A 19,618-nucleotide genomic window follows, 5' to 3' on the forward strand; every position below is an offset into this window, starting at 1 on the left:
GAATAGTTTCCCTCCCTCTATATAATATTAGTCATCATGACGTAATGATAAATCAAGCGCAGCTAATTTAGCTTTAACTTCTTCCAATGATTTACGGCCCAAGTTACGGACTTTCATCATGTCAGCTTCGGATTTATTCGTTAATTCTTGAACCGTGTTGATTCCAGCACGTTTCAAACAATTGTATGAACGAACTGATAAATCAAGTTCTTCAATCGTCATTTCGAGCATTTTTTCTTTATGTGTTTCTTCTTTTTCAACCATAATTTCAGCATTTTTAGCTTCATCGGTTAAATCAACAAATAAAGTCAAATGCTCAGTTAAAATTTTAGCCGACAAACTAATGGCTTCGCTTGGTGTAATTGAACCATTAGTCCAAACATCAAGTGTCAATTTGTCATAATCATCTTTTTGACCAACACGTGTTTTTTCTACTTGGTAGTTCACACGTTCGATTGGGGTATAAATGGAGTCAATTGGTAATACGCCAATTGGCATATCTTCCGCTTTGTTTTGATCAGCAGATACGTATCCACGACCATTGCTAGCGTTCATGCGAACATGAAAAGATGCACCTTCTGCGACTGTACAAATGTACAAGTCGGGATTTAATACTTCAACATCACTGTTTACAATGATGTCACCGGCAGTAACCTCTGCGGGACCTTTCACATCAATTTCGATGGATTGGTCTTCATCAGCAGCTAACTTCAAAGCAACTTTCTTAATATTCAAGATAATTTGAGTAACATCTTCCAATACGCCTTCAATAGTTGAAAACTCATGTAAAACACCATCAATTTGAATATTAGTAATAGATGCGCCTGGTAAGGAAGATAATAGAATCCGACGAAGTGAATTACCTAATGTCGTACCATAACCGCGTTCAAGTGGTTCTACAACAAATTTACCATAGTTAGGACTTTCATCTATCTTATGAATATTTGGTTTTTCAAATTCAATCATTCTTATCTTTACCCCTTTCAAAACGTAACGTGTAATCTAGTGAAAACATTATGAAGTTCAACTCCGTAATGAATATTAATCCACGTTAAACACGACGGCGTTTTGGAGGACGACATCCATTATGAGGCACTGGAGTAACATCGCGAATTGCTGTTACTTCAAGACCAGTAGTTTGTAAAGCACGGATTGCGGCTTCACGGCCAGAACCAGGTCCTTTAACTGCTACTTCAACAGTCTTCATACCATTTTCCATTGAGCCTTTAGCTGCAGCTTCTGCTGCCATTTGTGCTGCGAATGGTGTAGATTTACGACTACCTCTAAAACCTAATGCACCAGCTGATGACCATGCAACAGCGTTACCGTTAACATCAGTAATCATAACAAGTGTATTGTTAAAAGTAGAATGAATATGTGCAACACCGGCTTCAATATGTTTTTTAACACGGCGTTTGCGAGAAACTTTCTTAGTTGCCATAAATAGTATTACCTCCTTAATCTAGTAATTATTTCTTGCGGCCTGCAATTGATGTAGCTGGGCCTTTACGTGTACGAGCGTTGTTTTTCGTGTTTTGTCCACGAACTGGTAAACCACGACGATGACGCATGCCTCGGTACGTTCCAATTTCTTGGAGACGTTTAATGTTTAAACTGATTTCGCGACGTAAGTCACCTTCAATTTTAAATTGATCAACAACTTTACGGATTGCATCCTCTTGGTCAGTTGTTAAATCACGAGTTCTAATATCTTCTGATACTTCTGCTTCTACCAAGATCTTAGCAGCAGTTGTATTACCGATTCCATAAATGTAAGTTAATGCTACCACGATTCTTTTATCACGTGGAATATCAATACCTGCAATACGAGCCATAACAATTACACCTCCTAATTTTTATTATCCTTGACGTTGTTTATGTTTTGGATTTGCGCTACAAATGATCATAACTCGACCTTTGCGCTTGATAACTTTACAATGTTCACACATTGGTTTTACTGATGGTCTTACTTTCATTGAATTATACCTCCTAAAAGTTTTTGAAGTACAATCTATTTAAAGCGATAAGTAATACGACCCTTACTTAAATCGTAAGGAGACATTTCAACCGTCACTTTATCACCAGGTAAAATACGAATATAATTCTTACGAATTTTACCAGAGACATGAGCTAAAATTTCATGATCATTTTCAAGTACAACTCGAAAAGTCGCATTGGGTAACGTTTCACGGACCGTACCCTCAATCTCAATTACTTCTTCTTTCGCCACGTAAATGTACCTCCTTAAAATCGTGTTTTAACTTTACATGTAAAAATGGCGAGAATTAGACACTCTCACCCGTTCTTATCAGGATATTATTACAAATATCCTCCTGAAAAGATAAACCGGAATTATTCTATCATACCGCTATCTCAGATGCAAGTTAGCCACTCCGGCACAATTACTTTGCAGCGGAATACTCAGATTACTTGAGATTGTTTAAAATCGTTTCAATATCTGCAAATACATCTTCAATATCGCGGTTACCATCTACTGTATACAATAGATGACGTTGTTCGTAAAAATCTAATAACGGTGTATTCATTTTGATGTTAACTTCTAAACGATTTTTAACCGTTTCAAGTTTGTCATCTTCACGTTGATAAAATTCATGTTGCCCACAGCGATCACATGTTCCTTCAACCTTTGTGGGGTTGAAGATTTTGTGATATGTAGCTCCACAATTACGACAAATGTAACGACCAGTTAAACGTTCGATTAGAGATTCAGGATCAACATGAATGTCAATGACTGCGTTAAGAGGTTTTCCAAGGTCCTTACCGATTTCGTCCAAGGCAACAGCTTGTGCCATATTTCTTGGAAACCCATCAAGCATGTAGCCATCTTGAATATCATCTTCAGCTAATCGTTCTTTGACAATGCCATTTGTGACTTCATCAGGAACAAGGTCACCACGATCGATATACTTTTTAGCTTCAAGTCCCATTGGTGTTTCATTTTTCATTGCTGCACGGAAGATGTCTCCCGTAGAGATATGAGCGATGTGGAAAGCGTCGACAATCTTTTCAGCTTGTGTTCCCTTACCTGCACCAGGTAAACCCATTAACATCAGGTTCATTTTAGTCATGAATATCCTCCTAATATGAGAAATGGTTAGGCATCAGCCTAACCTAATTCTCAGTTTAAAATTTGTTTTTTATCGATTATCTAATGAATCCGACGTACTTACGTTTCATCATCATACCCTCTAATTGACGAATAGTTTCAAGAGCAACCCCAACGACAATCAACAGACTAGTACCACCCAAACCAACTGATTCATCTAATCCGAACAAACTTGATGCTAATAATGGAATTAAAGCAACAAATCCTAAGAATAATGAACCAACAGTACTTAAACGCATTAATAATTTTGAAACATATTTTTCTGTTGCTTTACCAGGCCAAACACTTGGAATATAACTTCCTTGTTTTTGTAAATTCTCTGAGAGTTTCTCAGGATTTACCTGTACGAAAGCGTAGAAGAATGTGAACAAGACAATCAATACGGTATATAGGATGGCTCCGTATGTTGTTTGCATGTTGAAAACTTGACTTAATACTTTATACCAAGTCGTGTCCCCTTGTGAGCTTTGGAATGCCAAAAGCACAGTTTGGGGTGTTGCAATGAACGAACTCGCAAAAATAACGGGGATAACACCCGCAACGTTTACCTTAAGTGGCAGATATGAACTATCTGTCGCACCAGCAACACGTCTTGTGTATTGAATTGGAATCTTATAGTTAGCTTGTTGAACATATGTTACAAAAGTTACGATTGCAAAAATAATAACGAGCAAGATAACTATGAACAAGATGCCCCCCCAAAGATCACCTTTATCAGCTTGGAAAATTTGTTCATTGAAAATCTGTTTAATACCACCTGGAATACGAGAAACGATACCTGCCATGATTAACATGGAAACACCATTCCCAATACCACGTTCAGTAATCATATCACCTAACCAAGTCGTAAACATTGTTCCGGCTGTTAAAATAACGCCCAAAACAACATATGTTTGCGTACTTGGATTGTTAACCAAACCTAAACTACTTAATGAGTCTAACCCTGCGGTGATACCTACAGATTGAACAAATGCTAAGACAATTGTTAGGTAACGTGTAGCTTGATTCAATTTACGACGACCAACTTCACCTTGCTTACTCCATTCTACAAAACGAGGAACAATGTCCATTTGTAGTAATTGAATAACAATTTGAGCTGTAATGTAGGGTGAAACCCCCATTGCGAAAATTGAGTAATTAGTTAATCCACCACCACTAAAAGTGTTAAGAAGACTAACTAAGTTACTACTTGTTGCACTAGCAATTGCAGCATGGTTAATTCCAGGAACTGTTATAAAAGTACCTAAGCGAAAGACAATTAAAACGCATAAAGTGAAAAAAATCTTTTGACGGATTTCTTTCACAGCTAATGCATTTTTCATCACTTTAAGCATTAGATCACCTCTGTTTGACCACCGGCAGCTTCAATAGCTTCTTTAGCAGCAGCTGAGAATTTACCTGCTTTAACAGATAATTTCTTGTTAAGTTCGCCGGAAGCTAAAATTTTAATTCCTGATTTTTCGTTCTTAACAATACCTGATTCAACAAGTAATGCTGGTGTTACTTCAGCACCGTTTTCGAATTTGTTTAAGCTATCTAAATTGACAACTGCATATTCTTTACGGTTGAAGTTATTAAATCCACGTTTTGGCATACGACGGAATAAAGGCATTTGTCCACCTTCAAAACCTAAACGTACTTTACTACGGGCTTTTTGGCCTTTTTGACCACGTCCAGAAGTTTTACCATTACCTGAAGATGTTCCACGTCCGACACGGTTACGTACTGAGCGAGAACCTTCACTTGGTTTTAATTCATGTAATTTCATAGGGTTGGCACCTCCTTATTTTAAACTGCAAACAAGATGTTGATGTTATTTAACTTCTTCAACGTCCACTAAATGAGAAATCTTGGCGATAACGCCTCGTGTTACTGCGTCATTAGGACGAATAACAGAGCTGCTAATACGGTGTAAACCGAAAGCTTTAACGATTTCGCGTTGATTTTGAGGACGTCCGATGACACTGCGTTTTAATGTAATTTTTAAATCTGTCATGTTTTAGTCCTCCTAGTCAGCTAAGTGTTGAATAGAAACGCCACGTAATGCAGCAACTTCTTCAGCACTCTTCATTTTCTTTAAACCATCCATTGTTGCGCGAACAACGTTGATTGGTGTATTTGAGCCTAATGATTTACTTGTTACATCTGCTACTCCAGCAAGTTCCATAACGGCACGAACTGAACCACCAGCGGCAACTCCAGAACCTTCAACAGCTGGTTTAAGCATAATGCGTCCACCACTGTATTGACCGAGAACTTCGTGAGGAAGTGTCGTACCGACCATAGGTACTTCAATCAAGTTCTTTTTAGCATCTTCAACTGCTTTACGGATTGCTTCAGGAACTTCTTGAGCTTTACCTGTACCGAAGCCTACATGACCATTGTGATCACCGACAATAACTAATGCAGCAAAACGTAGACGACGTCCACCTTTTACAACTTTAGTAACACGGTTAATCGCAACAACACGATCTTCTAAATCTAAATGAGTTGGATCAATGAAAGTCATAAACTATTTCCTCCCTTTCTTAGAATTCTAATCCATTTTCACGAGCTGCTTCAGCTAAAGCAGCAACGCGTCCATGGTATAAGTATCCGCCACGATCAAAAACAACAGCTTTGATACCTTTGTCATTAGCACGTTTAGCAACTAATGCGCCAACAGCAGTAGCTTTTGCTACTTTACTGTCGCCAGTTACTTCACTATCAATTGTTGAGGCACTTGCTAGCGTTACACCCGCTACGTCATCAATTACTTGAGCGTAGATGTGGTTATTAGAACGGAATACGTTTAAGCGTGGGCACTCTGCAGTTCCAGAAATCTTGCCACGAACACGTAAATGACGTTTTGAACGTGTTTTATTTCTATCTGGTTTTGTAATCACAATTTTCACCTCTTGATTTTATTCAAAAACAAAGTAAGCAATGCTAAGCAGCATTATTTACCTGTTTTACCTTCTTTACGACGAACATATTCGCCAACGTAACGAATTCCTTTACCTTTATAAGGTTCTGGAGGACGAACGGCACGAATTTCTGCGGCAAGATCGCCAACTTCTTGTTTACTGATACCTGAAATAATAATACTTGTATTTGCAGGAACTTCAACAGTTAAGTTTTCGCGTTCTTCAAAATCCACTGGATGTGAATAACCAACATTTAATACTAATTTTTTCCCTTGTAATTGTGCACGATAACCAACACCAATCAACTCAAGTTCTTTTTTGAAACCTTCTGTAACACCAAGAACCATGTTGTTTACGTTGGCACGCATTGTACCATGTAAGGCACGAGTGCTTTTATCGTCACTTTCACGAGTAAATTTAACTGAAAGACCTTCAACATGCATTGTAATAGCACTAGAGAACTTACGAGTTAATTCACCTTTGGGGCCTTTTACTGTAACCATTTGACCTTCTTGTGTAACTTCTACACCAGCAGGAAGAACGATTTCTTTATAACCTATACGACTCACGCGAGTGACACCTCCTTACGAATTAATTGATTACCAGATGTATGCTAAGACTTCGCCACCAATTTGTTTGGCGCGTGCATCTTTATCTGTCATCACACCTTCTGATGTTGAGATAACTGCGATTCCTAAACCATTTAATACTTTAGGAACTGCATCAGCTTGAACGTACGTACGTAATCCTGGTTTTGAGATACGTTTAATACCAGAGATTACACGTTCGTTGTCTTTTCCAAATTTTAAAAATACACGGATAATACCTTGTTTGTCATCATCGATGTATTCGATATCACGTACGAAACCTTCATTTTTAAGGATTTCAGCGATATCACGTTTGATTTTTGAAGCAGGCACTTCTAAAGACTCATGCCGTACCATGTTTGCATTACGGATACGAGTTAAAAAGTCTGCGATCGGATCAGTCATGACCATTGAGTTTACCCTCCTTTAACTTGTCTTTTAGATTTACCAGCTAGCTTTTTTCATACCAGGAATTTGGCCTTTGTGAGCAAGGTCACGAAGACAAATACGGCATAATTTAAATTTACGATAAACAGAATGTGGGCGACCACAACGTTCGCAACGTGTATAAGCTTGTGTAGAGAATTTTGCTGGACGTTTGTTCTTTGCAATTAATGATTTTTTAGCCAAAGCTTTGTAACCTCCTTATTATTTAGAAAACGGCATACCTAATTGTGTGAGTAATTCTTTTGATTCCTCATCAGTATTAGCAGTTGTAACAATAACGATATCCATTCCACGAACTTTATCCACATCATCAAAATCGATTTCTGGGAAAATTAATTGTTCGCGAACACCTAAAGTATAGTTACCACGGCCATCAAAGGCTTTTTTGCTAACGCCACGGAAATCACGCACACGAGGTAATGAAACTGAAACTAATTTATCTAAGAAATCGTACATGCGTTCGCCACGTAAAGTAACTTTAGCACCGATTGGCATACCTTCACGTAAACGGAAGCCAGCAATTGATTTTTTAGCTTTTGTAACCAAAGGTTTTTGACCAGCGATTAAAGCTAATTCTTCAACAGCTTTATCTAAATTTTTAGCATTAGTAACAGCATCACCAACACCCATGTTGATAACAATTTTATCAACTTGAGGTGTTTGCATAATTGATGTGTAGTTAAATTTTTCCATCATAGATGGTGTAATTTCATTAGTGAACTTTTCTTTTAAACGGTTAGTCATGAAGAAAGTGTCCTCCTTTCAGTAGGTCTATTTAACAGTTTCACCTGATTTTTTAGAAACTCTAACTTTCTTGCCGTCTACAACTTTGAAGCCAACACGAGTTGGTTCGTTTGTAGATGGGTCGATAAGCATCACGTTTGAAACGTGAATTGGTGCTTCTATATCCACGATGCCACCTTGTGGATTCGAGTTACTAGGTTTTTGATGTTTTTTTGCAATATTCATGCCTTCAACAATCACACGGTCATCTTTAAGGAAAACTTTAGTAACAGTACCTTGTTTACCTTTATCTTTACCTGCAATTAATTGAACTTTATCACCAGTTTTGACGAACATTTAGCGCACCTCCTTGTTTTCCGATGGATTTCTTATAATACTTCGGGTGCTAAAGAAACAATCTTCATGAAATTGTTATCACGTAATTCACGTGCAACAGGTCCAAAGATACGTGTACCTTTAGGGCTTTTATCATCTTGGATGATAACGGCAGCATTTTCATCAAATTTGATGTATGAACCGTCAGCGCGATGAGCACCTGATTTTGTACGTACGATTACAGCTTTAACAACTTCACCTTTTTTGACAACACCACCTGGTGTTGCATGTTTAACAGTAGCAACAATAACGTCACCGATATTAGCAGTTTTACGCTTTGATCCACCTAAAACTTTAATAGTTAAGATTTCTTTTGCGCCTGAATTGTCGGCAATTTTTAAACGACTTTCTGTTTGTATCACAGTAAGTGTCCTCCTTTCGATAGCAAATTAGAAATACGAATGGCAATTATGCTTAAGCAATAACTGCTTTTTCAACGATATCTAATAAACGGAATCTCTTAGTTGCTGACAACGGACGAGTTTCCATAATTTGAACGATATCGCCGATTTTTGCTTCGTTATTTTCATCATGTGCATAGAATTTTTTAGAATAAGTCACACGTTTACCGTAGGTTTTGTGTGTCTTGTATGTTTCGATAAGAACACTAATCGTTTTATCCATTTTGTCGGATACAACGCGTCCTTGATAGACTTTACGTTGGTTACGAGTTTCACTCATGCGTAAATGGCCTCCCTTTCGTAATCTACTTGTTTAATTCTTGTTGGCGTAATGCCGTTTTAATACGAGCAATTGTTTTACGTACTTCACTTAAGCGTGCGGTATTTTCTAATTGACCGGTAGCTAATTGGAAGCGTAAGTTAAACAATTCATCTTTAAATTCTTGTTCTTTGGTAATCATTTCAGCAGTGGTTAATTCATTAATTTCCTTAGCCTTCATGTGATTCGCCACCTACTTCCTCACGTTTTACAATTTTAGTTCTCACTGGAAGTTTGTTTGATGCTAAGCGTAAAGCTTCGCGAGCAACTTCTTCGGGAACACCGGCAACTTCAAACATGATCTTTCCACGTTTAACTGGAGCTACCCATCCTTCAGGAGCACCTTTACCAGAACCCATTCGAACACCAATTGCTTTTGCAGTATATGATTTATGAGGGAAAATTTTAATCCATACTTTCCCACCACGTTTCATATGACGGTTAATAGCGACACGAGAAGCTTCGATTTGACGGTTAGTGATCCATGATGATTCAAGAGCCTGTAAACCGAATTCTCCAAAAGCGACTTCTTTGCCACCTTTAGCTTCCCCACGCATTTTACCACGGAATTCACGACGGAATTTTGTACGTTTAGGTACTAACATAGGTTATTTCCCTCCTTTCACAGCGTTTTTCTTAGCTGGTAAGATTTCACCACGGTAGATCCAGACTTTAACGCCTAATTTACCGTAAGTAGTCATTGCTTCAACCCAAGCGTAGTCAATATCTGCTCTTAAGGTATGTAATGGAACTGTACCATCTGAGTAGCTTTCAACACGAGACATATCAGCTCCGTTAAGACGGCCAGCAACTTGAACTTTGATACCTTTAGCACCAGAGCGCATTGTACGTTGCATAGCTTGTTTAACAGCACGACGGAATGCGACACGGTTTTCTAATTGTTCCGCAACGTTTTCGCCGACTAATTGAGCATCTAAATCAGGACGTTTGATTTCAACAATGTTGATATGCACACGTTTACCTGTTAAATCATTTAATTCTTTACGAAGTTTTTCAACTTCAGCTCCACCTTTACCGATAACCATACCAGGTTTAGCAGTATGGATTGAAACGTTAACACGTTTTGCAGCGCGTTCGATTTCAACGATAGAGACAGAAGCGTCGGTTAATTTTTCTTGAATGTATTTACGGATGTGTAAATCTTCATGAAGGTAGTTTGCAAAATCTTTTTCTGCATACCATTTTGAATCCCAATCACGAATGATACCTACACGTAATCCCGTTGGATTTATTTTTTGACCCACGCGTTATCCCTCCTTATTTTGTAGTTTCAGATACAACTACTGTAATGTGACTCGTACGTTTGTTAATTGGTGAAGCTGATCCTTTAGCACGAGGACGGAAACGTTTTAAAGTTGGTCCTTCGTTAGCAAAAATATCAGTAATAACTAAGTTTTCACCATCTAAATCAAAATTATTTTCTGCATTAGCTACAGCAGAAAGTAAAACTTTTTCAATGATTGGGCTTCCGGCTCTGGGAGTAAATCTCAAAATACCGATAGCTTCAGCAACACTTTTACCTCTGATAAGATCGATTACCAAGCGAGCTTTACGCGCTGGAATACGAACAGTTTTGGCGGTTGCTTTTGCTGATGTTACTTGTTCAGCCATGTGTATAACCTCCTTTATTTAACTGTAGTTTTCTTATCGTCAGATCCGTGACCACGGAAAGTACGTGTTGGAACAAATTCACCCAACTTATGACCAACCATATCTTCTTGCATAAAAACTGGAACGTGTTTACGTCCATCATATACAGCGATAGTTAGACCAATGAAGTTAGGGAAGATTGTTGAACGACGTGACCATGTTTTGATAACTGTTTTCTTTTCTTGATCAGTTTGTGCTTCGACCTTTTTCATCAAATGTTCATCGACGAATGGTCCTTTTTTTAGACTACGACTCAATGTGAATCCTCCTTCCGGAATATAGCTTAAGCAACAAGTAAATTATTTCTTGTTGCGTCCACGTACGATAAATTTGTCTGATTGGTTTTTCTTTGAACGTGTTTTGTAACCCATCGTCTTTTGACCCCAAGGAGACATAGGTGATGGACGACCAATTGGAGCTTTACCTTCACCACCACCATGAGGATGATCGTTAGGATTCATAACTGATCCACGAACTGTAGGACGTTTACCAGCCCAACGAGCACGACCAGCTTTACCAATTTTGATTAATTCATGTTGTTCGTTACCAACAGCACCGATAGATGCGCGACATGTTGATAAGATCATGCGAACTTCGCCTGATGTCAAACGAACAAGGACGTATTTACCTTCTTTACCAAGTAATTGTGCAGAAGCACCGGCTGAACGAGCAAGTTGTCCACCCTTACCTGGTTTTAATTCGACATTATGAATAATTGTACCAACTGGGATATCTTGAAGAGCTAATGCGTTACCAACCTTGATATCTGCTTCTTTACCAGATTGAACCATCATGCCAACTTCTAATCCTTTAGGAGCAATGATGTATGATTTGATACCATCAGTATATTGTAATAATGCAATATTAGCTGAACGGTTTGGATCATATTCAATTGCTTTAACAGTTGCTGTTACATTGTCTTTAACACGCTTGAAATCGATCAAACGGTATTGACGTTTATGACCACCACCACGGTGACGAACAGTAATGCGACCATAGTTATTACGGCCGGCAGTTCTGCTTTTTGATTCTAGTAATGATTTTTCAGGAGTTGATTTAGTAATTTCTGAGAAATCAGAACCAGTCATATTACGACGACCGTTAGTGGTTGGTTTGAATTTTTTAATTCCCACGTTGTTTTCCTCCTAGTTTACAAAATTTTAGATTATTCTTCGAATAATTGGATTTCTTTTGAGTCGGCAGTTAAAGTAACAATTGCTTTACGGCGTTTTTTAGTATAACCAGCATAGCGACCTTGACGTTTTAACTTACCTTTAACATTCATGATATTTACTTTTACAACTTTAACGCCAAAAATATCTTCAATAGCTTTTTTGACTTCAATTTTAGTTGCACGAGTATCAACGTCGAATGTGTAAACTTTGTTAGCCATTCTATCCATTGCTGCTTCGGTGATGACTGGGCGTAAGATAATATCTCTTGATTCCATTATGAAAGAGCCTCCTCTACTTGAGAAAGAGCTGCTTGAGTCATGACTAATTTATCATTGTTGATAACGTCAAGAACGTTAACACCTTTAGCTTCTACTACTGTAACATTTTGTAAGTTACGAGCTGCTAAAGCAACGAAATCATTGCCAGGTTCAAGAACTATTAATACTTTTTTGTTGATATCTAAGTTACTTAAAACTTCTTTGAAAGTTTTTGTCTTTGGTTGTTCGAAGCTAAGTGCATCGACCATAACCACGCTGTTATCCAATACTTTTTGTGAAAGTACTGATTTAAGAGCTAAACGGCGAACTTTTTTAGGTAATTTGTAACTGTATGAACGAGGAGTAGGGCCAAATACGACACCACCACCACGCCATTGTGGGCTACGGATAGATCCTTGACGAGCACGACCTGTACCTTTTTGGCGCCATGGTTTTCTACCACCACCTGAAACTGCACTTTTGTTTTTAACTGAATGAGTTCCTTGACGTAATGATGCACGTTGCATGATTACGGCGTCAAAAATGACATTGTCGTTAGGTTCGATTCCAAAAATAGCGTCGTTTAATTCAACTTCACCATTTTTAGTACCATCTTGTTTTAATAATGCGACTGTTGGCATTTTGAAATTCCTCCTTCCTGTTATTTAGCGTCTTTTGTGACGTTTTTAATTGTAACTAATGTTTTGTTTGCGCCTGGTACGTTACCTTTAATCAAGATAACATTACTATCAACGTCAACACGAATAATTTCCAAGTTTTGGACAGTTACGCGTTTGCCACCCATGCGACCTGGTAATCTCTTACCTTTGAATACACGGTTAATAACGGCACCCATTGAACCAGGACGACGATGATAACGAGAACCATGAGTCATAGGACCTCGTGATTGTCCCCAACGTTTGATATTTCCTTGGAAACCATGTCCCTTAGACGTACCCGTAACGTTAACGATATCGCCAGCTGAGAATGTATCAACTTTAATTTCGTCACCTACGTTATATTCTCCAAGCTCAACATCGTTAATTTCACGAACGAAGCGCTTAGGAGTAGTATTTGCTTTTGCTGCATGACCTTTAGCAGGTTTGTTTGTTAATACTTCGCGCATGTCTTGGTAACCTAATTGAATTGCTTCGTAACCATCGTTTTCAATTGTTTTCAATTGTAAAACAACGTTTGGCGTAGATTCAATCACTGTAACTGGTACCAATTCACCATTTTCAGTAAAAACTTGTGTCATACCTACTTTTTTTCCTAAGATTCCTTTTGTAGTCATGAGTACACCTCCAATATGTTTGTATTTTTATTTTTGTAACTCTGTTTTATAATTTGATTTCAATATCAACGCCACTAGGTAAGTCAAGTTTCATCAATGAATCAACTGTCTTAGGTGTTGGGTTAACGATATCAATCAAACGTTTATGTGTAAGCATTTCGAATTGTTCACGTGAATCTTTATGCTTATGTGGTGAACGTAAAACTGTGTATAATGTACGTTCTGTTGGCAATGGAATTGGTCCAGAAATTGTTGCCCCTGTTCTTTTTGCAGTTTCAACAATCTTGTCAGCAGATTGGTCTAAAATACGGTGTTCGTAAGCTTTTAAGCGAATACGAATTTTTTGTTTTGCCATTTTGTTCCCTCCTTCGTCTATTTTAAAAATAAGACTAGCTCCGTGTAAGTGACCGACACACCTTGCGTGGCAAAGCTGCCGGGCGTGTCGCAATCTTTCACATCTTAGCTCATTCTATGAAACCCTATCGCAGGGCGTAATACGCCATCTGTTTTTGGGTACTTATCTATACTACTAGAGATAAAGCCTTATGGCAAGTGCTTTCTTATTTTTTTTCAAAGTTTCTCATTATATAATCATAATTAACATTTTTAAAACTTTTTTTATTTTCCAAATGTTATTTTACCACAAAAAAAGAAGCTATCAACAAGTGATAACTTCTTTTATAATTCAGACCAACTAATTAATCAGTAGCTGTTCCGTTTTTCTTCATAATTTCTTCTTGGATTGATTTTGGTACAGCTTCGTAATGATCAAATGTCATTGTGAATGTACCACGTCCTTGTGTAGAAGAACGTAAAGTAGTTGCGTAACCGAACATACCTGAAAGAGGAACCATTGCGTTAACAACTTGTGCATTTCCGCGAGCTTCCATACCTTCAACACGTCCACGACGAGCAGTTACATGTCCCATAACATCACCTAAGTAATCTTCAGGAGCGACAACTTCAACTTTCATCATTGGTTCAAGAATAACAGCACCAGCACTCTTAGCAGCTTTTCTCAATGCCATTGAGGCAGCTACCTTAAATGCTGATTCGTTAGAATCGACATCATGATATGATCCATCATATAACTTAGCTTTAACATCAATAAGTGGGTAGCCTGCAAGAACACCATTTTGCATAGCTTCTCTCAAACCTTGTTCAACTGAAGGAATATATTCACGAGGAACAACCCCACCGACGATAGCGTCTTCGAATGCGAAACCGCCACCCTCTTCATTAGGTGAGAATTCAACTGTAACATCACCATATTGACCTTTACCACCAGATTGACGAACGAATTTACCTTGTGCAGAAACAGTTTTTGTAAATGTTTCACGGTAGGCAACTTGTGGTTCACCAACAGTAGCTTCAACGTTAAATTCACGTCTCATACGATCAACGATGATATCCAAATGCAATTCACCCATCCCAGCGATTAAAGTTTCACCAGTTTCAGGGTTAGTTTCAGCCTTGAATGAAGGATCTTCTTCTGCTAGTTTTTGTAAACCGATATCCATCTTATCTTGATCAGCTTTTGTTTTTGGTTCGATAGATACTTGGATAACTGGTTCAGGGAATTCCATTGATTCAAGGATTAATGGATGTTTTTCATCCGTTAATGAATCACCAGTTGTCGTATTTTTCAAACCAATAGCAGCAGCAATATCACCAGAGAATACTTCAGGAATTTCATTACGGTGATTTGAATGCATTTGAAGGATACGACCAACACGTTCACGCGTGTCTTTAGTAGAGTTCAAGACATAAGAACCAGCTTGTAATGTACCTGAGTAAACACGGAAGAATGTTAAACGACCAACGAAGGGATCCGTTGCAATTTTAAATGCTAAAGCAGCGAAATCTTTGTCATCACCGGCTGTGATTTCAACTTCTTCATCTGTTTTAGGATCTACTGCGTTATAAGGTTTAACATCTAAAGGAGATGGTAAGAAATCATTAACAGCATCCAACATCATTTGAACACCCTTGTTTTTAAATGCTGAACCAGCAAGAACTGGGTACATTTCAAGATTTAATGTTGCTTTACGGATAGCAGCTTTGATTTCATCTTTAGTAATTTCCACACCATCAAGATATTTTTCCATAAGCTTTTCATCAACATCAGCAACGGCTTCAACTAAAGCTTCGCGACGTTTTGTAGCTTCTTCTAAATATTCTTCAGGAACGTCAATACTTTCCCATGTAGCACCTAAATCTTCGTTATCATATAAATCGGCTTTCATTTCGATTAAATCAATAACACCTTCAAAATCATCTTCAGCACCAATTGGCATTTGGATAGGAACAGCATTTACTTGAAGACGATCTTTGATTGTGCCTACTGAGTAATCAAAATTAGCACCCATTTTATCCATCTTATTGATGAAAACGATACGAGGAACTGAATATGTTGTAGCTTGACGCCAAACGTTTTCAGTTTGTGGTTCAACACCAGATTGACCATCTAAAACAACAACGGCTCCATCTAAGACACGAAGTGAACGTTCAACTTCAATAGTGAAATCCACATGTCCTGGAGTATCGATGATATTAATACGATGTTCTTTCCATTCAGCAGTTGTTGCAGCTGATGTGATTGTGATACCACGTTCTTGTTCTTGTTCCATCCAATCCATTTGTGAAGCTCCTTCATGAGTTTCACCAATTTTATGAATTTTACCAGTATAGTATAAAATACGTTCAGTAGTTGTTGTCTTACCAGCATCGATATGAGCAACAATCCCGATATTACGCGTTTTTTCTAGTGGGAATTCGCGTTTATTTGCCATTTTGTAGTATCTCCTTTCGATTCTAAAATAGATTCAAAAAAATGACTACTATATCGATTATCAAAATCATATAATAGCCATTCTTTTATAAAATTACCAGCGGTAATGTGCGAATGCTTTATTAGCGTCAGCCATTTTATGTGTATCTTCACGTTTCTTAACTGATGCACCAGTATTGTTTGCTGCATCCATGATTTCTTTAGCTAAACGTTCTGGCATAGTATGTTCCCCACGTAAACGTGCGTAACTTACTAACCAACGTAAACCTAAAGTTGAACGACGATCAGGGCGAACTTCAATTGGCACTTGGTAGTTAGAACCACCGACACGGCGAGCTTTAACTTCAAGTACAGGCATGATGTTTTTCATAGCTTCATCAAAAACTTCATTAGGTTCGTTTCCTGTTTGTTCTTTAATCATTTCGAATGCATCATACAAGATCTTTGATGCAGTACCACGACGACCATCTAACATTAAACGGTTGATTAAACGTGTTACTAATTTAGAATTGTAAATTGGATCAGGCAATACTTCTCGTTTTGGAGCTGGGCCTTTTCTTGGCATCTAAATAACCTCCTTAGATTCTATTTTTATTAGAATAACTTTATTCTTATTTAGGTCTCTTTGCGCCGTATTTTGAACGACTTTGTTTACGATCAGCAACACCGGCTGTATCAAGAGCACCACGGATAACATGGTAACGTACCCCAGGTAAATCTTTTACACGGCCACCACGAATAAGAACAACACTATGTTCTTGCAAGTTATGTCCAATACCAGGAATGTAAGCTGTAACTTCAAGTAAGTTAGATAAACGCACACGCGCATATTTACGTAAAGCAGAGTTAGGCTTTTTAGGTGTCATTGTTCCGACACGAGTAGCAACCCCACGTTTTTGTGGTGCAGGATTATCTGTTTGAACTTTTTTGTAACTGTTATACCCGAAGTTTAATGCGGGTGCACCAGATTTTGAACCTTTAGAATTACGACCTTTACGAACTAATTGATTAATTGTTGGCATCTAAAGTTTCCTCCTTCCTTATTATAGGTTAATTGTTTTTTAAGTCCACACATCCAGGTGGTTCATTTTTTAATAATAAAAAATAACGTCCTAGACGTCTGTCTTATAATGCGCTGCTGTTATACAGAATCTCAACTATGTAGATGAATTAACTGTTCACAAAAAGCACCTTACACAGAATATCACGGTATTTAATATACGTCAATGGTATTTACACTAAAAAGCGTATTTTTTAATAGGAGGATTTAAATTATGTTAATTAGTTATTTATTTTTACTAGGTGCTTGCCTAGGTTCATTCATCACCTGCATTGCCACACGCTGTGCATTGAATCAGAATCAATTCAACAAAAGATCAATCTGCGACTATTGTGGTACAAAAATACCTTGGTTTGATCTAATTCCTATCTACGCTTATCTTAGATTACACGGACACTGTCGATTCTGCAAGGGAGAATTCCCAGCCTATTCATTTATTTTTGAATGTAGTTTGGCCGCCATGTTGCCCTTATCTTTCACTCAACTATCTCTTTTTGAATTTCTATTACTTATAACGTTCTTATTTTATTTAACTTTTCTATCAGCTATGGATTTCACTAACCGACTGATTTCTGGTCGCTTAACTATCGGTGGTGGAATACTATTCATCCTGTGGCATTATCTGTTATTTGGGTTTCCAGACTCACTAATAGCAATTAGCTTATTCAGTCTGTTTCTATTTGTCTTATGTTTTCAACAAAAGCTCGGCCTTGGCGATTTTATTTTACTGATTATCATTCAACTAACATTTGGTGTTCATTTTTGTTTGATTGCCACTCTTTTTGCTTGTATCAGCTCACTTATCTACTTTTTTACTGTAAAACAGAGTCGATATCAATTTTTCCCATTTGTCCCACATATAACGTTTGGCGTTTATATTACTATTGCGTTATCTTTCTTCATATAAATAAAAAAGCTAAGCAAATTTGCTTAGCTTTTACTTTAATCTTCGATTGCGTCATTCAAATGACCATAATTGAATAGAATATTTAAGATAACAGCCGACAGACTACCGACAACAAGTCCATTACCAAAAATGGTCTGGATTGTTAAGGGTAATGCTTGGAGTAATGCTGGTTGTACTGTTACACCAAGTCCTAAGCTGACCGAAATACCGATAATTAATAAATTACTATTACTACCTTCAACTTCGCGCAACATTTTAATACCTTGTGCACCAACCATACCGAACATAACTAACATAGCACCACCTAAAACGGCTGCTGGAATGACAGTTGCTGCTGCACCAATTTTAGGAAGTAACCCTAAAGCAATTAAAAAGAACGCTGAAAAATAAACAGGTTTCTTCGTTTTAATTCCTGATAGTTGCACAATTCCAACATTTTGTGAAAATGTCGAGTATGGGAACGTATTAAAGATACCACCTAAAACAGCTGCGATACCTTCAGCACGGTACCCTTTTTTTAAATCATCTTTTCTGATTGGACGACCAACGATATCTCCCAGCGCAAAAAATACACCAGTTGATTCAATCATAGTTGTTAACGCTGCTAATATCATAGTCACAATTGATGACCATTCAAATTTAGGGGCAGCAAACATAAAAACATGGGGTAATTGAAACCAATTAGCTTGGCTAACTGGGTCTAATGTTACTTTTCCCATAAATGAGGCAACGACCACACCAACTAAAATACCAATTAAGATACCCACTTGTTGAATGAATCCGCGGCCCCAAATGTTCAAGCCTAAAATAACGGCAATGGTTACACCTGCAACTATTAAGTTAGGGATACTACCAAATGATTTGGCTGTCACATCCCCACCGCCCATGTTGGTAAAGGCAACTGGAATTAACGTTAATCCGATTAACGTAATTAATGATCCTGTCACTACTGGTGGGAAGAATTTTCTAATGTTTGCAAAGAATCCCGAAATTAGAAATATAAAAATACCAGCAGCAATAATTGATCCATACATTGTTCCTAATCCAAAATGTTTTCCTACTGCAGTCAATGGTGCAACGTATTCAATCGCGCACCCAAGTACTACAGGTAAACCAATGCCAGTAAAACGTGTGCGTTTCAATTGTAATAATGTTGCAATCCCACACATGAAAATATCCATCGAAACTAAATAAGTAATTTGTTTTGTACTAAACCCAAGTGCAGCCCCAACTAATAATGGTACCAAAATGTCGCCTGAATACATGGCTAATAAATGCTGTAATCCTAATATTGCTGCTCTAAAATTTGATAAATTAGATTCATCCAAACTACTATTTTCTAATTCCGTGCTATTCTTCATTTGATCCTCCACATTATCTTTCACACTAATAAGTCGGATTTTCTATGGATTTCATGCCTAATACATGCTTGCTTTAACTCACATATAGTCCGGAATTTACGGCTCCGGGTAGAAACTAGCATCCATATCATGACATTATATAGGTGATCAGTATTTTTTATTGTATGACAATATTAACACAGTCTATTTACCCATA

General features: G+C 37.7%; 33 protein-coding genes and 1 riboswitch. Of the genes, 1 reads left to right on the forward strand and 32 read right to left on the reverse strand.

What is annotated here, in order from left to right; translation table 11 throughout:
• Positions 1-27: 27 nt before the first annotated feature.
• From AC1RPY_RS04940 to rpsL, 31 genes are all read right to left on the reverse strand, one after another.
• On the reverse strand, positions 28-966 hold the full coding sequence (locus AC1RPY_RS04940; protein WP_409022032.1) for a DNA-directed RNA polymerase subunit alpha: 939 nt from the start codon (positions 964-966) through the stop codon (positions 28-30).
• Between the two features lie 85 nt (positions 967-1,051).
• Positions 1,052-1,441, reverse strand: a complete 390-nt coding sequence (gene rpsK, locus AC1RPY_RS04945) for a 30S ribosomal protein S11 (protein WP_057974619.1) — start codon at positions 1,439-1,441, stop codon at positions 1,052-1,054.
• Positions 1,442-1,469: 28 nt separating this feature from the next.
• Positions 1,470-1,835, reverse strand: a complete 366-nt coding sequence (gene rpsM, locus AC1RPY_RS04950; protein WP_057974620.1) for a 30S ribosomal protein S13 — start codon at positions 1,833-1,835, stop codon at positions 1,470-1,472.
• Between the two features lie 24 nt (positions 1,836-1,859).
• On the reverse strand, positions 1,860-1,976 hold the full coding sequence (gene rpmJ / locus AC1RPY_RS04955) for a 50S ribosomal protein L36 (protein WP_057756760.1): 117 nt from the start codon (positions 1,974-1,976) through the stop codon (positions 1,860-1,862).
• 35 nt (positions 1,977-2,011) lie between these two features.
• Positions 2,012-2,230 (reverse strand): translation initiation factor IF-1, encoded by a 219-nt coding sequence (gene infA / locus AC1RPY_RS04960; RefSeq protein WP_057974621.1) that lies wholly within the window; start codon positions 2,228-2,230, stop codon positions 2,012-2,014.
• Positions 2,231-2,426: 196 nt separating this feature from the next.
• A complete protein-coding gene (locus AC1RPY_RS04965) occupies positions 2,427-3,089 on the reverse strand; it encodes an adenylate kinase (RefSeq protein ID WP_481761614.1) in 663 nt (220 codons plus the stop codon).
• Between the two features lie 76 nt (positions 3,090-3,165).
• Positions 3,166-4,461, reverse strand: coding sequence for a preprotein translocase subunit SecY (gene secY, locus AC1RPY_RS04970; RefSeq protein WP_409022030.1), 1,296 nt, complete (start codon positions 4,459-4,461; stop codon positions 3,166-3,168).
• The gene (gene rplO / locus AC1RPY_RS04975; RefSeq protein ID WP_409022029.1) at positions 4,461-4,895 is read right to left on the reverse strand and encodes a 50S ribosomal protein L15; all 435 of its coding nucleotides are present in this window, start codon (positions 4,893-4,895) and stop codon (positions 4,461-4,463) included. The genes secY and rplO overlap by 1 nt, the downstream gene beginning before the upstream one ends.
• 45 nt (positions 4,896-4,940) lie before the next feature.
• A complete protein-coding gene (rpmD, locus tag AC1RPY_RS04980; RefSeq protein ID WP_057974624.1) occupies positions 4,941-5,123 on the reverse strand; it encodes a 50S ribosomal protein L30 in 183 nt (60 codons plus the stop codon).
• A 12-nt stretch (positions 5,124-5,135) separates the two neighbouring features.
• On the reverse strand, positions 5,136-5,636 hold the full coding sequence (rpsE, locus tag AC1RPY_RS04985; protein ID WP_409022028.1) for a 30S ribosomal protein S5: 501 nt from the start codon (positions 5,634-5,636) through the stop codon (positions 5,136-5,138).
• A gap of 19 nt (positions 5,637-5,655) precedes the next feature.
• A complete protein-coding gene (gene rplR, locus AC1RPY_RS04990) occupies positions 5,656-6,012 on the reverse strand; it encodes a 50S ribosomal protein L18 (protein ID WP_462298812.1) in 357 nt (118 codons plus the stop codon).
• A 53-nt stretch (positions 6,013-6,065) separates the two neighbouring features.
• Positions 6,066-6,602, reverse strand: coding sequence for a 50S ribosomal protein L6 (gene rplF / locus AC1RPY_RS04995; protein ID WP_481761615.1), 537 nt, complete (start codon positions 6,600-6,602; stop codon positions 6,066-6,068).
• Positions 6,603-6,632: 30 nt separating this feature from the next.
• On the reverse strand, positions 6,633-7,031 hold the full coding sequence (gene rpsH / locus AC1RPY_RS05000; RefSeq protein ID WP_057974628.1) for a 30S ribosomal protein S8: 399 nt from the start codon (positions 7,029-7,031) through the stop codon (positions 6,633-6,635).
• A gap of 33 nt (positions 7,032-7,064) precedes the next feature.
• On the reverse strand, positions 7,065-7,250 hold the full coding sequence (locus tag AC1RPY_RS05005; protein WP_057974629.1) for a type Z 30S ribosomal protein S14: 186 nt from the start codon (positions 7,248-7,250) through the stop codon (positions 7,065-7,067).
• 18 nt (positions 7,251-7,268) lie between these two features.
• Entirely contained in the window at positions 7,269-7,811 is a 543-nt protein-coding gene (rplE, locus tag AC1RPY_RS05010; RefSeq protein ID WP_409022025.1) for a 50S ribosomal protein L5, read from the reverse strand.
• A 27-nt stretch (positions 7,812-7,838) separates the two neighbouring features.
• On the reverse strand, positions 7,839-8,147 hold the full coding sequence (rplX, locus tag AC1RPY_RS05015) for a 50S ribosomal protein L24 (protein ID WP_409022024.1): 309 nt from the start codon (positions 8,145-8,147) through the stop codon (positions 7,839-7,841).
• A 32-nt stretch (positions 8,148-8,179) separates the two neighbouring features.
• A complete protein-coding gene (gene rplN, locus AC1RPY_RS05020) occupies positions 8,180-8,548 on the reverse strand; it encodes a 50S ribosomal protein L14 (protein ID WP_409022023.1) in 369 nt (122 codons plus the stop codon).
• Positions 8,549-8,600: 52 nt separating this feature from the next.
• Positions 8,601-8,867: a 30S ribosomal protein S17 gene (gene rpsQ, locus AC1RPY_RS05025; RefSeq protein WP_057974633.1), complete on the reverse strand. Its 267-nt coding sequence runs from the start codon at positions 8,865-8,867 to the stop codon at positions 8,601-8,603.
• Positions 8,868-8,892: 25 nt separating this feature from the next.
• A complete protein-coding gene (gene rpmC, locus AC1RPY_RS05030; RefSeq protein WP_057974634.1) occupies positions 8,893-9,087 on the reverse strand; it encodes a 50S ribosomal protein L29 in 195 nt (64 codons plus the stop codon).
• Positions 9,077-9,511 (reverse strand): 50S ribosomal protein L16, encoded by a 435-nt coding sequence (rplP, locus tag AC1RPY_RS05035; RefSeq protein ID WP_057974635.1) that lies wholly within the window; start codon positions 9,509-9,511, stop codon positions 9,077-9,079. The genes rpmC and rplP overlap by 11 nt, the downstream gene beginning before the upstream one ends.
• A 3-nt stretch (positions 9,512-9,514) precedes the next feature.
• Positions 9,515-10,171 (reverse strand): 30S ribosomal protein S3, encoded by a 657-nt coding sequence (rpsC, locus tag AC1RPY_RS05040; RefSeq protein WP_057974636.1) that lies wholly within the window; start codon positions 10,169-10,171, stop codon positions 9,515-9,517.
• A 13-nt stretch (positions 10,172-10,184) separates the two neighbouring features.
• The gene (gene rplV / locus AC1RPY_RS05045) at positions 10,185-10,538 is read right to left on the reverse strand and encodes a 50S ribosomal protein L22 (RefSeq protein ID WP_409022022.1); all 354 of its coding nucleotides are present in this window, start codon (positions 10,536-10,538) and stop codon (positions 10,185-10,187) included.
• A gap of 14 nt (positions 10,539-10,552) precedes the next feature.
• Complete coding sequence (gene rpsS, locus AC1RPY_RS05050; RefSeq protein ID WP_057974638.1) at positions 10,553-10,834, reverse strand: 30S ribosomal protein S19; 282 nt, start codon at positions 10,832-10,834, stop codon at positions 10,553-10,555.
• Positions 10,835-10,876: 42 nt separating this feature from the next.
• Positions 10,877-11,710, reverse strand: a complete 834-nt coding sequence (gene rplB, locus AC1RPY_RS05055) for a 50S ribosomal protein L2 (RefSeq protein ID WP_409022021.1) — start codon at positions 11,708-11,710, stop codon at positions 10,877-10,879.
• A 32-nt stretch (positions 11,711-11,742) separates the two neighbouring features.
• On the reverse strand, positions 11,743-12,027 hold the full coding sequence (gene rplW, locus AC1RPY_RS05060) for a 50S ribosomal protein L23 (protein WP_409022020.1): 285 nt from the start codon (positions 12,025-12,027) through the stop codon (positions 11,743-11,745).
• On the reverse strand, positions 12,027-12,650 hold the full coding sequence (gene rplD / locus AC1RPY_RS05065; RefSeq protein ID WP_409022019.1) for a 50S ribosomal protein L4: 624 nt from the start codon (positions 12,648-12,650) through the stop codon (positions 12,027-12,029). Before rplD ends, rplW begins: the two co-directional genes overlap by 1 nt.
• A gap of 20 nt (positions 12,651-12,670) precedes the next feature.
• Positions 12,671-13,303 (reverse strand): 50S ribosomal protein L3, encoded by a 633-nt coding sequence (gene rplC / locus AC1RPY_RS05070; RefSeq protein ID WP_481761616.1) that lies wholly within the window; start codon positions 13,301-13,303, stop codon positions 12,671-12,673.
• 46 nt (positions 13,304-13,349) lie between these two features.
• Positions 13,350-13,658, reverse strand: coding sequence for a 30S ribosomal protein S10 (gene rpsJ / locus AC1RPY_RS05075; protein WP_057974643.1), 309 nt, complete (start codon positions 13,656-13,658; stop codon positions 13,350-13,352).
• 343 nt (positions 13,659-14,001) lie between these two features.
• Complete coding sequence (gene fusA, locus AC1RPY_RS05080) at positions 14,002-16,095, reverse strand: elongation factor G (RefSeq protein WP_409022017.1); 2,094 nt, start codon at positions 16,093-16,095, stop codon at positions 14,002-14,004.
• A 93-nt stretch (positions 16,096-16,188) separates the two neighbouring features.
• Positions 16,189-16,659 carry a 30S ribosomal protein S7 gene (gene rpsG / locus AC1RPY_RS05085; protein ID WP_057974645.1) on the reverse strand — a complete coding sequence of 157 codons (471 nt, stop codon included), beginning with the start codon at positions 16,657-16,659 and terminating at the stop codon, positions 16,189-16,191.
• Between the two features lie 46 nt (positions 16,660-16,705).
• Positions 16,706-17,116, reverse strand: a complete 411-nt coding sequence (rpsL, locus tag AC1RPY_RS05090; RefSeq protein WP_057974646.1) for a 30S ribosomal protein S12 — start codon at positions 17,114-17,116, stop codon at positions 16,706-16,708.
• 252 nt (positions 17,117-17,368) lie between these two features.
• Between rpsL and AC1RPY_RS05095 the strand changes: the two genes are divergently transcribed.
• Positions 17,369-18,061 (forward strand): prepilin peptidase, encoded by a 693-nt coding sequence (locus AC1RPY_RS05095; RefSeq protein WP_481761617.1) that lies wholly within the window; start codon positions 17,369-17,371, stop codon positions 18,059-18,061.
• A 35-nt stretch (positions 18,062-18,096) separates the two neighbouring features.
• Here the strand turns inward: AC1RPY_RS05095 and AC1RPY_RS05100 are convergent, their stop codons facing one another.
• Positions 18,097-19,422, reverse strand: coding sequence for a nucleobase:cation symporter-2 family protein (locus AC1RPY_RS05100; protein WP_481761618.1), 1,326 nt, complete (start codon positions 19,420-19,422; stop codon positions 18,097-18,099).
• A 65-nt stretch (positions 19,423-19,487) separates the two neighbouring features.
• Positions 19,488-19,585, reverse strand: a riboswitch (purine riboswitch).
• Positions 19,586-19,618: the final 33 nt, after the last annotated feature.

Source organism: Dellaglioa sp. CoH-56-MRSF-12 (genome assembly GCF_056782075.1).